This is a genomic window from Tenacibaculum finnmarkense genomovar ulcerans (assembly GCF_900239495.1).
Classification (GTDB): domain Bacteria; phylum Bacteroidota; class Bacteroidia; order Flavobacteriales; family Flavobacteriaceae; genus Polaribacter; species Polaribacter ulcerans.
In genome coordinates, this window is sequence record NZ_OENE01000004.1 from 251,744 (window position 1) to 267,017 (window position 15,274).

Consider the following 15,274-nt stretch of genomic DNA (forward strand, 5'->3'; position numbering starts at 1 on the left):
TCCTAAAATAAGCCCAACTAGTAAAAATATTTTACCATAATTCCAATCTTGAAGATCAAATAGAACACTGATTAATATTAATGAAGCAGCAATCCTTTCACTTATTTTGCTTATTCGTCATCATCAATTATTTTTCAGATAAATTTCAAATAATAATAAAATTATTATTCTTTTTTATGTATAGTTATTTTATCAATAGTCGTTGTTGATTTGCATCTAATTACATACAAATCAATATTTTTTAAGCTGTCTTTTCCTGTGATAAAATATTCAGGGCAGGGTTTTAAGCGGGGTTTGCTTTTACCAAAATTAACATCGCCATTTTTAAAAATGTTCGCAATTGTAGCGCTGTCAATATTTGTAGTGGCTAAAACTTGTTTTGCTTGTGCTGAAAATAAGCGTTCTCTAACGCGAATTGTTTTTAAAGTACGAGCGTCCATTCCGTAATCAAAAGAAACCTCTTTACCTTTCCATATAAAAAATACGACTAAAGATCCGAAGCCTAATCCGATTGCGTAATATCCAAAACGTTTTAATAAGTTCATAGTAAATTTTTATGATGGCAAAAGTACGTAAAATCAGCTTATAAAATTAATAAATTAATATCTCTATAAGGCAAGTCAAACCAATCTGATACGGTTTTGTTAGTGGCAATTCCATGGTAAAAATACATGCTATTTCGCAAGCTTTTATTGTAGCGAGTGGCATTTTCAAAACCTCCCTCTTCAGCAATACTTAATAAATATGGCATAAAAATATTACTAATAGATACCGATGCTGTTCGGGCATATCTTGAAGGAATATTAGGTACACAGTAATGAATTACTCCATGTTTTGTAAAAGTTGGCTTGCTATGGGTGGTTATTTTTGAAGTTTCAAAACATCCGCCACGATCAATACTTACATCGACAATAACGGCACCGTCTTTCATTTTTTCAACCATACTTTCTGTCGCAATAATAGGCGATCGGTCTTTTCCTCTAAGAGCTGCAATCACTACATCGCAACGCATTAAAGCTTTTTGTAAGCTTTTAGGCTGAATCGTTGAGGTATAAATAGGCGATTGCACACTGTGTTGTAAATGCCTAAGTTTACTGATAGAATTATCAAAAACTTTTATTCGAGCACCTAAACCAATTGCCGATCTTGTGGCAAATTCACCAACAGTACCCGCTCCTAAAATAACAACATTTGTAGGAGGAACACCGCTTATGTTTCCTAATAAAAGTCCGTTTCCGCCGTTAGATGTTGTCATTAATTCTGCCGCAATATGAATGGAAGCAATTCCTGCAATTTCACTTAACGATTTTAAAATAGGGTGTAATCCTTGCTCATCTTTCATATAATCAAAAGCGATGGCGGTAATTCGTTTTTTTGAAAGCGCTTCAAAATATTTTTTAGTGCGTGTTTTTAATTGTAATGTAGAAATTAAAATAGCTTGCGGATGTAACATTTTTATTTCATCTAAAGAAGGCGGTGCTACTTTTAAAACAATAGCACATGAAAAAGCTTCTTTAATATTATAGGAAATTTTCGCCCCTGCTTCAGCATATAAATGATCGCTATAATTAGCGCCATCGCCAGCGCCAGTTTCAATTACAACTCGGTGTCCTTGACAAACCAAAGCGGCAACAGCATCAGGAGTTAAGCAAATGCGTTTTTCTTCAAAATGGGTTTCTTTAGGCACCCCTATAAATAGTTCCCCTTTCTGCTTTTTTATTTCAAGCATTTCAGGTTGTGGCATTAATTGCTCTTTGGTAAAAGGGGATATAAGGCTCATTATAGTTTGTTCGTTTTTAATTGAATATTTCGTTGTCCATTTTCTAAAAGAGTAATGTTAATGGCAACAGCATCTAAAGGTAGTAAATTTTTAACATTTTCTGGCCATTCAATTAAACACCAATCATTACTGTATAAATATTCTTCAATACCCATGTCGTAGGCCTCTTCTTCTTGTTCAATACGATAAAAATCAAAATGATATACCGTATCGTTATTTTTTGTTTGGTATTGGTTTACTAATGAAAAAGTGGGCGAGTGAGCAACATCATCAACGCCTAATTTTTCACAGATTTCTTTTATTAAAGTAGTTTTACCAACGCCCATATCACCATGAAAAAGCAACACTTTATGTGGTGCATTTTTAATAATTTCTTCCGCTATTTGAGCCAGTTCGTTTAAAGAGTAATTTTTGTTCATAGTTGCAAAAATAATGAAGAGTTAAATACTATGTTAGTAAGTTTTAAAATTTGTATAAAAATAATTTGAAGCTATTTCCCGCTTTCCGCACTCGCTCTTTTTATTTTTTAAAGAAAAATAAAAAGGAGCTCAAACAATTGCTTCAATCGGGGCTAGGCATCTTTACTAAATTTCTACAAATTAAAATTATTTCGTTTTATTAAGTTTATTTTAATGGCTAGTTGTAGCATTATTTAGGGCTATAAATAGCACAAGGTATAATCACTTCCTCTAACGATATTCCTCCGTGTTGATAAGTGTTTTTAAAGTACTTCACAAAGTGATTGTAGTTGTTCGGATAGGCAAAAAACAAATCTTCTTTGGCAAAAATAAACGGGCTATTTATCGCTACGCTTGGCAAAAATATATCCTTCGGATTTTGAACAGCAAATACATCTTTTTCCTGATAACTTAAACTTCTACCTGTTTTATAGCGTAAGTTGGCACTAATATTTTTATCACCAACAACTTTTGTTGGGTTTTTGGCATTAATTGTACCATGATCGGTGGTTATAATTAATTTCTGCCCTAATTTTTTAGCTTTTTTGATAATTTCATACAATGGCGAATTTTTAAACCAGCTAACAGTTAATGATCGGTAAGCTTTGTCATCACCGGCAAGTTCTTTAATCACTTCCATTTCTGTTTTAGCATGCGACAACATATCAACAAAATTATATACAATAACCGTTAAATCGTTTTGTTTGGTGCCATTGTAATTGTCTGCTAATTCTTTTCCGCTTTTAAGCGATACAATTTTATAATACTCGTGCTTAATATGTAAGTTTAATCTTTTTATTTGTGCTTCTAAAAAATCAGGTTCATATAAGTTTTTCCCGCCTTGATCGGTATCATTTTTCCACAAATCAGGATGTTTTTTTTCCATTTCTAAAGGCATTAATCCCGAAAAAATGGCGTTACGAGCATACTGCGTAGCAGTGGGTAAAATACTGTAATACGAATGTTCTTCTTCTTTTTTATAATAGGTGTTTATAAAAGGTTCTAAAACACGGTATTGGTCGTAGCGAAGGTTGTCTAAAACAACTAATAAAACTCCTTTTTCACCTTCTTTTGTAGGAAGTTCAGGTACAACAAAATCTTTAAATAAGGTATGTGAAAAAGTAGGTTTGTCGTAACTAGTAAGCCATTGCTGGTAATTTTTTTTGATAAATTTAAAGAACTGAGAATTTGCTTCTGCTTTTTGAGATTCTAAAATGGAAAGCATTCCGGCATCGTTAATATGCTCTAATTCTAATTCCCAGTGCACTAGTTTTTTATATAAATCAACCCATTCTTGATGTGAATTTACCATGGCTAAATCCATAGAGATTTTTCTAAACTCTTGCTGATAATTAGCCGTCGTTTTTTCTGAAATTAATCGAGAATGATCTAAATTCTTTTTTAAACTTAATAATATTTGGTTCGGATTAACGGGTTTTATTAAATAATCGGCAATTTTAGAGCCGATAGCTTCTTCCATTATGGTTTCTTCTTCGCTTTTGGTAATCATTACCACCGGAAGATTGGCGTTTTTTTGTTTGATTAAAGCCAAGGTTTCTAAGCCAGTTATTCCAGGCATATTTTCATCTAAAAAAACGATATCAAAATTATGTTCACTTACCAAATCAATAGCATCAGCACCATTGGTTGCTGTAGTTACCAAATAGTTTTTCTTTTCTAAAAATAAAATATGTGGCTTTAATAAATCGATTTCATCATCAACCCAAAGGATCTCTATGTTTTTCATATAATTTTGAATTTACTTTTAAAGAATAGTTAAAAATAACGTTTAAAAACGGATTTGTTGTGTTTGTAATGGCTAAAAATAAGTTAATAAAGCCTTTGTTTATTTGGTTTTGTTGATAAAATATGATTATTTTGTTAGAAATTGAAGTATTTATAGATTTTGAAAAATAGAAAACTGAATAAATTAAAAATTATAAACGATCCTATTTATGGATTTATAACCATTCCTAATACCTTAATATTTGATATTATTGAGCATCCTTATTTTCAACGTTTAAGAAGGGTTTCTCAAATGGGATTGTCTAATATGGTGTATCCTGGGGCAAATCATACCCGTTTTCATCATGCAATTGGTTGCATGCACCTAATGCAAAAAGCAGTACATGTTTTAAGAAATAAAGAAGTTGCTATTTCTGATGATGAAGCAAATGCCTTATATGTAGCTATTTTATTGCATGATATTGGTCATGGGGCTTTTTCACACGCTTTAGAACATAGTATTGTTAGTGGTGTTTCTCATGAAGAAATTTCACTGAAATTTATGAAAGCTTTAAATGATGAGTTTGGAGGCAAGCTAAGTTTGGCTATTCAAATTTTTGAAGGAAAATATCCTCGAAAATTCTTATATCAATTAATATCGAGTCAATTAGATATTGATCGGTTAGATTATTTAAAAAGAGATAGTTTTTATACAGGAGTTACTGAGGGGAATATTTCATCTGACAGGTTAATAGCCATGATGAACGTGGTAAAAGATCAATTAGTAATTGAAGAAAAAGGAATTTATTCGGTAGAACAATTTATTATTGCTCGTCGTTTAATGTATTGGCAAGTGTATTTGCATAAAACAGGTTTGGTTGTCGAAAACACGCTGGTAAATGTATTAAAAAGAGCCAAAGAACTTGCTAGTAAAGGTATTGATTTACCTGCGGGAAAAGCCTTGAAGCATTTTTTATACAATCCAATTACCCAAGCTAATTTTACAAAAGAGACTTTAGATATATTTGCTGAATTAGACGATTATGATGTAATGTGGGCAATAAAAGAATGGGTACATCACAGCGATTTTGTGCTTTCTTGTTTATCAAAAATGATTATTCGTAGAAATTTATTAAAAATAGAAATTCAGAAAGAACCGTTTGATGATGATTATCTTGCTAAGATTCATAAAAAAGTTTTAGAAAACACCGATATAAAGATTGCTGATTTAAATTATTTTGTATTGTCTAATAAAATTAAACATCAGGCATATATTACTAAAAATCCAATTAAAATTTACACAAAAAAAGGAAAACTGAAAGACATCGCTAAAGCGTCTGATCAATTAAATTTGAAAGCGTTAACCAAGCCTGTTATTAAACATTATATATGTTATCCTAAAAAAACACAATTAGTTTAATTGTTAAACACGTCTAATAAGAGGTAATTAAACAAAAATAATTACTTTTGCAGCCAATGAAATTTACAGCAAAACAAATAGCAGACATTTTAGAGGGAGAAATTGTTGGTAATGCCAATGCAGAAGTTTCTAAATTATCTAAAATAGAAGAAGGTACAACAGGGTCATTAAGTTTTTTGTCTAATTCTAAATATAACACTTATATATATACTACAAAAGCATCTGTAGTAATTGTAAATAAGTCTTTTGAACCAGAAAAACAGGTGCAAGCAACGTTAATAAAAGTAACGGATGCCTATGCGTCATTTTCTCAATTATTAGAATTTTACAATGAAGTAAAAAACAATAAACAAGGGCGTGAAAACCCGCATTTTATAGCTGATTCAGCATTGGTAGGTAAGCAAGAATATATTGGCGCATTTGCGTATATTGGCGAGCATGTTGTATTGGGTGAAAATGTAAAAATTTATCCGAATTCATATATTGGTGACAATGTTAAAATTGGCGATAACACCACTATTTTTGCTGGTGTAAAAATTTATTCAGAAACCCAAATTGGTAAGAATTGTAAAATTCATTCAGGCTGTGTTATTGGTTCTGATGGTTTCGGGTTTGCACCTACTGAAAGTGGCGAATATAAAGCAGTTCCTCAAATAGGAAATGTTATTATAGAAGATCATGTTGATATCGGCGCTAATGCGACCATTGATAGAGCTACTTTAGGATCGACAATTATACATAAAGGCGTAAAGCTAGACAACCAAATACAGGTTGCTCATAATGTTGAAATTGGTGAAAATACCGTAATAGCTTCGCAAACAGGTATTGCAGGTTCTGCAAAAATTGGTGAAAATTGTATGATTGGTGGTCAAGTAGGTATTGTAGGGCATATTAGTATTGGTAATAATGTACGCATACAAGCAAAATCAGGAATTGGTAAAAGTTTAAAAGATAAAGATGTAGTGCAAGGAACGCCAGCTTTTGGTTATAACGCCTATAATAAATCATACGTTTACTTTAAAAATTTACCAAAGCTAGCATCAAAAATAGATAAAATAGAAAAAGAGTTAAATGCTCAAAAAATAAAAAATGAGTAAGCAACAAAAAACAATACAGAACGAAATTACATTAACTGGTGTAGGACTGCATACAGGAAATGAAGTAACAATGGTTTTAAAACCAGCTCCGGTAAATCATGGATTCTCTTTTACAAGGGTCGATTTAGAAGGTGCTCCAACAATTCAGGCAAAAGCAGAATTTGTAACCGACACACAAAGAGGAACAAATTTAGAATGTAAAGGCGTAAAAATTCAAACTCCAGAGCATATTTTAGCTGCCGTGGTTGGTTTAGAAATAGATAATTTAATTATCGAATTGAATGCTTCTGAACTTCCAATTATGGATGGTTCTTCAAAATATTTTGTAAAAGCATTAGAGGACGCTATTATTGTATCACAAGATGCCGAAGTAGAAGAGTATGTAGTTAAAGAGATTATCACCTATAAAGACGAAGAAACAGGTAGTGAAATTATTTTAATGCCTGCCGATGAGTATCAAGTAACCGCCATGGTCAATTTTGATACTAAAGTTTTAGGAACTCAAAATGCGACTTTAAATACAATTTCTGAGTTTAAAAAAGAAATTTCACAAGCAAGAACGTTTAGTTTTTTACATGAAATTGAAATGTTATTAGATAATAACTTAATTAAAGGAGGCGATTTAAACAACGCCATTGTGTATGTTGATAAAGAATTATCAGCAAATACTACCGAAAAATTAAAGAAAGCGTTTAATAAAGAAGAGATTAAAATTCAACCTAATGGCGTTTTAAATAACTTAGAATTGCATTGGGAAAACGAAGCAGCTCGTCATAAATTACTAGATGTAATTGGTGATTTAGCCTTAGTTGGTACACGTATAAAAGGTAGAATTATTGCTAATAAACCAGGGCATTTGGTAAATACAATGTTTGCCAAAAAATTAGCAAAAATTATTAAATTAGAGAAACGTAACAATGTTCCTCAATATGATTTGAATAGCCCTCCATTAATGGATATTCATCAAATAATGGATATTTTACCTCACAGACCGCCGTTTTTATTGATAGACCGTATTTTAGAGTTATCAGATACGCACGTTGTAGGGATGAAAAATGTAACGATGAATGAACCTTTTTTTACAGGTCATTTTCCAGGAGCACCTGTAATGCCGGGAGTTTTACAAGTAGAAGCAATGGCGCAATGTGGTGGTGTTTTAGTATTAAATACCGTACCAGACCCTGAAAATTATTTAACCTATTTCATGAAAATGGATAAAGTTAAATTTAAACAAAAAGTACTTCCAGGAGATACTTTAACATTTAAATGTGAATTAATAACTCCTATAAGAAGAGGTATTTGTCATATGAAAGCTTTTGGATACGCAAATAACAAAGTTGTTGTAGAAGCTGAATTAATGGCGCAAATAGCAAAAAAACAATAGTTTTATGAATCAACCACTAGCATACGTACATCCCCAAGCAAAAATTGCTAGAAATGTAGTAATAGAACCATTTACCACCATACATTCTAATGTCGAAATCGGCTCAGGAACTTGGATCGGTTCAAATGTTACTATTATGGAAGGAGCGCGTATAGGTAAAAACTGTAGAATTTTCCCAGGTGCTGTAATATCAGCAATTCCTCAAGATTTAAAGTTTGATGACGAGGAAACAACTGTTGTAATTGGTGATAACGTAACCATTAGAGAGTGTGTTACTATCAATAGAGGAACGTCAGATAGAATGAAAACTGTAATTGGAGACAATTGTTTAATAATGGCATATTGTCATATTGCACACGATTGTTTTGTTGGTGAAAATTGTATTTTTTCAAACAATACTACCTTAGCAGGGCATGTAACCGTTGGAAGTAACGTGGTGTTAGCAGGTATGGTTGCTGTACATCAATTTGCATCAATAGGAAATCACGCATTTGTAACAGGAGGTTCTTTAGTTCGTAAAGATGTACCGCCGTATGTAAAAGCAGCTCGTGAGCCGTTATCATATGTAGGAATAAATTCTGTCGGTTTACGCAGACGAGGGTATTCTATCGAAAAAATTAGAGAAATTCAAGATATATTTAGAATCTTATTTCAACAAAACTTTAATAATTCACAAGCGATTGATATTATAGAAGCTGAAATGGAGGCAACTTCAGAACGCGATGAAATTATTCAATTTATAAAAAATTCGCACCGTGGAATTATGAAAGGATATTTTAAATCAAATTAATTATAAAAATTAAACTGTAATTAGCAGTTTATATTAATACATTACACAATGGCTACAACATCAGATATTAAGAACGGATTATGTATCAGATACAACAACGATATTTATAAAATCATTGAATTTTTACATGTAAAACCAGGAAAAGGACCCGCATTTGTAAGAACAAAATTAAAAAGTGTAACCAACGGTAAGGTTGTTGATAATACCTTTCCTTCAGGAAGAAAACTTGACGACGTTAGAGTTGAAACGCATAAATTTCAATATTTATATAAAGAAGGTGAAACGTTTCACTTTATGAATCAAGAAGATTATACTCAAATTACCTTAGAAAAAAGTGCTTTAGATGCACCTGAATTAATGAAAGAAGGAGAGGTAGTTACTATTATTATCAATTCTGAGGATGATATGCCATTATCAGTAGATATGCCAGCAAGTGTAATTTTAGAAGTTACCCATACTGAACCAGGAGTAAAAGGAAATACCGCTACAAATGCAACAAAACCAGCAACGGTTGAGTCAGGAGCAATTGTAAATGTGCCATTATTTATCAACGAAGGCGATAAAATTAAGGTAGAAACTACCAAAGGAACGTATCAAGAACGTGTTAAAGCATAAATTTATTCCCACTTCGGTGGGAATTTCTTTTTTAGAATGAAATTTAAAAATATACAAACTTTAAAGCAAATAGCTACTTTATTAGACGTAGCATTTGTAGGAGATGAAAATTTCCCTATAAAAGGAATCAATGAAATTCATGTGGTAACACCTGGCGATATTGTTTTTGTTGATCATCCTAAATATTATGAAAAGGCATTAAAATCGGCAGCAACTACCGTTTTAATCAATAAAAAAGTGGATTGCCCAGTAGGAAAAACATTGTTAATTTCCGATGATCCGTTTGCTGATTTTAATAAAATAACCAAACATTTTAATCCGTTTATAGCATCGAAAGAACGTATTTCTGAAAGCGCTATTATAGGAGAAAATACTATTATTCAACCAAATGTTTTTATAGGCGATGATGTTCTTATCGGTAAAAATTGTTTGATTCATCCTAATGTTACTATTTATAGCGATACTGTTATCGGTAATAATGTTACCATTCATGCAAATACTGTTTTAGGAGCTGATGCTTTTTATTATAAAAATAGAGCAGAAGGTTTTGATAAATTGTTATCAGGAGGAAAAGTTGTTTTAGAAGATAATGTCGATTTAGGTGCTTCTTGTACTATTGATAAAGGAGTTACAGGAAATACCACTATTGGCGCAGGAACTAAAATTGACAATCAAGTACATGTTGGTCATGATACGGTTATTGGTAAAAAATGTTTAATCGCATCGCAAACAGGAATTGCAGGGTGTGTTATTATTGAAGATGAGGTAACTATTTGGGGACAAGTAGGTACAAATAGCGGAATTACCATAGGTAAAGGAGCTGTAATACTTGGGCAAACAGGTGTTACAAAATCAGTAGAAGGCGGTAAATCGTATTTTGGAACACCTGTTTCAGAATCGAGAAATAAGCTAAAAGAATTAGCAGAAATAAAACGCTTTTTAAAAGAACAAAAAAAGAAATAAAAGTTTCACAAATCAATTACAAAAAACTATTTTTGTAAAGCTTAAATAAAAAAAATATACCATGAGTGTTTTAGTAAATAAAGATTCAAAAATTATAGTTCAAGGTTTTACAGGAAGTGAAGGTACTTTTCACGCTGGTCAAATGATCGATTACGGAACAAACGTCGTAGGAGGTGTAACACCAGGTAAAGGAGGACAAGAGCACATAGGTAAACCAGTTTTTAATACGGTTGACGAAGCTGTACAAAAAGTAGGAGCAGATACTTCTATTATTTTTGTACCACCAGCATTTGCTGCTGATGCTATTATGGAATCTGCTGAAGCAGGAATTAAAGTAATCATTTGTATTACCGAAGGAATTCCTACAGCTGATATGGTAAAAGTAAAGTCTTATATCGATCAATTAGATGATTGTAGATTAGTAGGTCCTAACTGTCCAGGGGTAATTACTCCAGATGAAGCAAAAGTTGGTATTATGCCAGGTTTTATCTTCAAAAAAGGAAAAGTTGGAATCGTTTCTAAGTCAGGAACTTTAACGTATGAAGCGGCTGATCAAGTTGTAAAACAAGGATACGGAATTACAACTGCAATCGGTATTGGTGGAGATCCAATTATTGGAACTACTACAAAAGAAGCTGTTGAGTTATTAATGAATGACGATGAAACAGAAGCAATCGTTATGATTGGTGAAATCGGTGGTAACTTAGAAGCAGAAGCTGCTCGTTGGATTAAAGCAGATGGTAACCGTAAGCCAGTTATTGGTTTTATCGCAGGTCAAACTGCACCAGCTGGTAGAACAATGGGACATGCAGGTGCAATTGTAGGTGGTGATGATGATACTGCACAAGCAAAAATGAAAATTTTAGCTGAAAATGGAGTACACGTTGTAGATTCTCCAGCTAAAATTGGTGAAATGGTTGCAAAAGTATTAAAAGATGTTTTAGTATAGTTTTTAAACTAGACAAACAATATATCTAAAAAATCCGTTGAATTTAAATTCAACGGATTTTTATGTTTTTTAACAGCTTTTTTAATTTTTATTAGATACTAGTTTTACTATAAAAAGAACTGTCAGTTCGAGTGATTTTTTCCTTCAAAAAATAGTATCGAGAACTTTTTTAGCATCCAAATAATTCAAATTCTCGATACTATTTTAATTCCTTTTAGTCATTAAAATCACTCGAATTGACAAAAACCATAAAAAAACTGCGGCAAATCAGGCTGATAACCTGAACTAAATTCAGGTTGACGGATTCTTGTTTTCTACTAATTTTAAAAACAATTTACTCCGTTATAGCATCGGCATTTTTATAAATTTCTTTTAATTCTTCTATAGTTTCTTCGGATGGATTTTCCCATAAACCTCTTTGAATTGCTTCCAACATACGTTCCGACATATCTTTTAAAGCCCAAGGATTATGTTCTTCGATAAAAGCTTTATTATCATCATCAAACAAATATTTTTCTGTAATTTGCTGATACATAAAATCTTCAATTAAATTCGTTGTAGCATCATAAGCAAATAAATAATCCATGGTAGCAGCCATTTCAAAAGCGCCTTTATAGCCGTGTTCTTGCATACCTTGCATCCATTTCGGGTTTACAACTCGAGATCGAAATACTTTTAATAATTCTTCTTTTAAAGATTTTACCTTCGGATTATCAGGGCGAGAATGATCACCAAAATAAGTTTCAGGTTGCGATCCTTTTATGGTATTTACAGCAGCCGTCATTCCTCCTTGAAACTGATAATAATCATCAGAATCTAAAATATCATGTTCTCTATTATCTTGATTTTGCATGACAACTTCAATATTCGATAATCGTTTTTTAAAGGTTTCATGTGCCGATTTTCCACTGTTATTTTTACCTGAATATGCGTAACCACTCCAATTAATATAAGCGTTTGCTAAATCATCCGAAGTAGTCCAGTTTTTACCATCAATTAAACCTTGTAAACCAGCTCCATAAGCACCAGGTTTTGAACCAAAAACTCGATATAAAGCTCTTTCATTGGCTTGTTTTTCATCTAAGCCTTCTTCTTGCCATTGTTGTTTTTCTTGTTCAAAACGTTTTTTTATAGGGTTTTGTTCCGCTGTTTCATCCAAAGAAGCTACTTTTTCAATAGCCGAATTAAACAGCGAAATTAAATCAGGAAAAGCATCTCTAAAAAAACCAGAAATACGTAACATTACATCAACTCTAGGTCTTTTCAATTCTAAAGTAGAAAGCACTTTAAAATCTTTAACTCTTCGATTACTTCCTTGCCAAACGGGTTTTACACCGATTAACGCCAAAGCTTGTGCAATATCATCGCCACTAGTTCGCATGGTAGAAGTTCCCCAAACCGATAAACCGATAGAAGTAGGATATTCGCCGTTTTCTTGTAAATAGCGATCAATAATATTTTGCGCACTTTTTTGTCCTATTTGATACGCAGTTTCAGACGGAACAGTTCGAACATCAACAGAATAAAAATTTCTTCCAGTAGGTAAAATATCGATGCGTCCTCTTGTTGGCGCACCAGAACCTCCCGCAGGAATATAGTGTCCGTTTAAGCCTTTAATTAAATGGGTTATTTCAGTATTTGTTTTGTGTAAAACAGGTAATGTATGTTGGTTTATATAAGTGATTATTTCTGTTGTATAATCGCCAATATTTTCAATTTCTTTGTTATTTAATAATTGATTTACGATGTTTTTGGCTTTATTTTCTAACAATTCAACAGCTTGTCCGAAAGTTCGACAATGAATTCCGAAAATATTTTTGTCAAAAATATCCGAATAAACAACATTTATAGGATCAAAATTAAGTTGTAAATCTTCGGATAAACATTGTGTAATTCCTTTTAAATTTCCTTGAGGTAAGCGATGTAAGGCAACAATTAAATCGACTAATTTTTCTTGTCTTGGTAATTTTCCTAAAATATGTAAACCACCTCTAATTTGCGATTCTTTTAATTCACATAAATAACCGTCAATAACTTCTAATAAGGCATCAATATCTTTTCCATCTTGATTTAAATCTGATTTAAGATGCGTTTCATTTACTAAGTTTTCAATTTTAGTTTTAATCAGCGAAGCACGTTTTGTATCAACTAAAGCCGATTCATAAAATTCATCAATTAAAAGCTCTAGTTTTAGTAAATCGCCATAATTTTCTGCCCGTGTCATTGGCGGAATTAAATGGTCTAAAATAACGGCTTGATTTCTTCTTTTGGCTTGTGTTCCTTCACCAGGATCATTAATAATAAAAGGATAAAAATGAGGAATTGCTCCTAGAATTGCCGCAGGAAAACAAGTTTCTTTGCTCAAAGCGACACTTTTTCCCGGCAACCATTCTAAATTTCCATGTTTACCAATATGCACTAAAGCATCCGCATTAAAGCTGTGTTGTAGCCAAATATAATACGCCAAATAAGCATGTGGTGGCGGTAAATCGGGCGAATGATAACTTGCTTGTAAATCTAAATTATAACCTCTACTTGGCTGAATACTAATAAATATATTATCAGAAAGAAATCCTGGGATTAAAAAATAACCATTTTGAGAATCTTCTTTATAATTAGGAGATTTTTCAGGATTTCCCCATTGTTTTTCTACTTTTTCACGAAGTTCTGCGGATAATTGATGGTAGTATTTATAAAAAATAGCGGCATCTAACTTAATTGTTTGTCGTTCGTTTAAGCTATTTATTGTTTCTAAATCGTTGGTTACAGCGTTTGTTAATTTATCTATAAGTTGATTTGTTGTTATTGGAAAATCATCTGATAAACTATAATTTTCTTCGGATAATTTAGCTAATATTTGCAAGGTACTTTGTGGTGTATCTAAACCAACACCGTTTGCTAAACGACTATTTTTATTCGGATAATTAGGTAAAACTAAGGCTATTTTTTTATCAGAATTATTTTTATTTTGAAGATTTATCCAATTTTTTGCCATTTTAGCAACAAATTCACAACCTTCAATATTTGGAACATAAGAAACGACTTCCGAATCGGTTAGAGCATCTTTTTCAATCGATTCTTTAAATGAAATAACTTTTGATATAATTTTTCCATCAACTTCTGGCAAGGCAATATTCATGGCAATATCAGTAGGAGGTAAGCCAAAATTACCTTCTAACCAGCTTTCTTTGTTGCAACTTCCCATGATTGCCTGAATAACAGGAACGTTAAAAACATCAAACAAACTTTGCGTAGTATCATGAAATCCTTGCACACTAAAACCAGTTGTATTTATAATAACTTGCGGTTTTTCTATGTGATGTGATTTAAGTAAATCAAAAATTTGTTGTTGAATATCTTGTTCTCGATATCCTGCTGCCATTAATGCGGTAGCTGAAATCCCTTCAGCTTCTAAGGAATCAATAATACTGTGGATAGGAGCTAAATTATTAGATAAATAGTAGCTTCGATATCCAAAAATGATGGCTTTTTTTTTGGTGCTTTTGGCTTTTAAAGTAGTATAAATTCCTTCTTTTGGATGATATAAAAATAAATCAGGAATCGTTTTAATTGCATTCGGAATTACTTTTGCATCAGTAATTCGATTGCTAATTAATTGCAATGCCGATTGACAATTTTCAATACCTCCAGATTGAATGTATTTCCAAATAATATCCACATCTTTTAAAGGAATATTTGACGATTGCATCAACTCTAAATCTGGCTTGTTATCACCAGGTAAAAACAGTAACTGAATATTATTTTCTTCACAACATTCAGTTACAGCTTCACAGAGATAATTGTAATATGCTTTTCCTCCTAAAAGTTTAAGTACCACAATTTTTGCGGTAGCAATAACTTCATCAACATAGGTATCAATAGTTAATTCTTGCTTAAAATAACTAAGGTTGGCAAACCTGAAAGAAGGCGTTTTTTCTACAGAATTATGTATTAATTTGTAGGCATTATTCATCATAAATAAATCAGAATCTGCAGAAGATAAAAAAACAATATCTCCTGGAGATTGGTCGATGTAAAACACTCCTTCATCATTAGGATTCCAGCCTCCTGGTATGGTAGATATTAAATGCAC

General features: G+C 32.1%; 12 protein-coding genes. 7 read left to right on the forward strand and 5 right to left on the reverse strand.

The genetic code is table 11. The features are described from left to right. Nucleotides 1–164: 164 nt before the first annotated feature. The 4 genes from DPIF8902391_RS02010 to porX form a co-directional block, all read right to left on the reverse strand. Nucleotides 165–545, reverse strand: coding sequence for a DUF4258 domain-containing protein (locus tag DPIF8902391_RS02010; RefSeq protein WP_058884836.1), 381 nt, complete (start codon nucleotides 543–545; stop codon nucleotides 165–167). Between the two features lie 38 nt (nucleotides 546–583). After that, nucleotides 584–1,780, reverse strand: a complete 1,197-nt coding sequence (locus DPIF8902391_RS02015) for an alanine dehydrogenase (RefSeq protein ID WP_058884837.1) — start codon at nucleotides 1,778–1,780, stop codon at nucleotides 584–586. Continuing rightward, entirely contained in the window at nucleotides 1,780–2,199 is a 420-nt protein-coding gene (gene tsaE, locus DPIF8902391_RS02020) for a tRNA (adenosine(37)-N6)-threonylcarbamoyltransferase complex ATPase subunit type 1 TsaE (RefSeq protein ID WP_058884838.1), read from the reverse strand. Before tsaE ends, DPIF8902391_RS02015 begins: the two co-directional genes overlap by 1 nt. Nucleotides 2,200–2,428: 229 nt before the next feature. Then, complete coding sequence (porX, locus tag DPIF8902391_RS02025; RefSeq protein ID WP_101956256.1) at nucleotides 2,429–3,985, reverse strand: T9SS response regulator signal transducer PorX; 1,557 nt, start codon at nucleotides 3,983–3,985, stop codon at nucleotides 2,429–2,431. Between the two features lie 159 nt (nucleotides 3,986–4,144). Between porX and DPIF8902391_RS02030 the strand changes: the two genes are divergently transcribed. From DPIF8902391_RS02030 to sucD, 7 genes are all read left to right on the forward strand, one after another. Then, nucleotides 4,145–5,383, forward strand: coding sequence for an HD domain-containing protein (locus DPIF8902391_RS02030; RefSeq protein WP_172504895.1), 1,239 nt, complete (start codon nucleotides 4,145–4,147; stop codon nucleotides 5,381–5,383). Between the two features lie 56 nt (nucleotides 5,384–5,439). Beyond that, entirely contained in the window at nucleotides 5,440–6,480 is a 1,041-nt protein-coding gene (gene lpxD / locus DPIF8902391_RS02035; protein WP_172504896.1) for a UDP-3-O-(3-hydroxymyristoyl)glucosamine N-acyltransferase, read from the forward strand. Beyond that, on the forward strand, nucleotides 6,473–7,864 hold the full coding sequence (locus DPIF8902391_RS02040) for a bifunctional UDP-3-O-[3-hydroxymyristoyl] N-acetylglucosamine deacetylase/3-hydroxyacyl-ACP dehydratase (protein ID WP_058884842.1): 1,392 nt from the start codon (nucleotides 6,473–6,475) through the stop codon (nucleotides 7,862–7,864). Before lpxD ends, DPIF8902391_RS02040 begins: the two co-directional genes overlap by 8 nt. 4 nt (nucleotides 7,865–7,868) lie before the next feature. Beyond that, nucleotides 7,869–8,654, forward strand: coding sequence for an acyl-ACP--UDP-N-acetylglucosamine O-acyltransferase (lpxA, locus tag DPIF8902391_RS02045; RefSeq protein WP_058884843.1), 786 nt, complete (start codon nucleotides 7,869–7,871; stop codon nucleotides 8,652–8,654). 48 nt (nucleotides 8,655–8,702) lie between these two features. Beyond that, nucleotides 8,703–9,269: an elongation factor P gene (efp, locus tag DPIF8902391_RS02050; RefSeq protein WP_172504897.1), complete on the forward strand. Its 567-nt coding sequence runs from the start codon at nucleotides 8,703–8,705 to the stop codon at nucleotides 9,267–9,269. Between the two features lie 36 nt (nucleotides 9,270–9,305). Then, on the forward strand, nucleotides 9,306–10,232 hold the full coding sequence (locus DPIF8902391_RS02055) for a UDP-3-O-(3-hydroxymyristoyl)glucosamine N-acyltransferase (protein ID WP_172504898.1): 927 nt from the start codon (nucleotides 9,306–9,308) through the stop codon (nucleotides 10,230–10,232). Nucleotides 10,233–10,293: 61 nt separating this feature from the next. Continuing rightward, a complete protein-coding gene (sucD, locus tag DPIF8902391_RS02060; protein ID WP_058884846.1) occupies nucleotides 10,294–11,181 on the forward strand; it encodes a succinate--CoA ligase subunit alpha in 888 nt (295 codons plus the stop codon). A 334-nt stretch (nucleotides 11,182–11,515) separates the two neighbouring features. On the opposite strand, the gene cobN is transcribed toward sucD, so the two are convergent. Beyond that, complete coding sequence (gene cobN, locus DPIF8902391_RS02065) at nucleotides 11,516–15,274, reverse strand: cobaltochelatase subunit CobN (RefSeq protein ID WP_172504899.1); 3,759 nt, start codon at nucleotides 15,272–15,274, stop codon at nucleotides 11,516–11,518.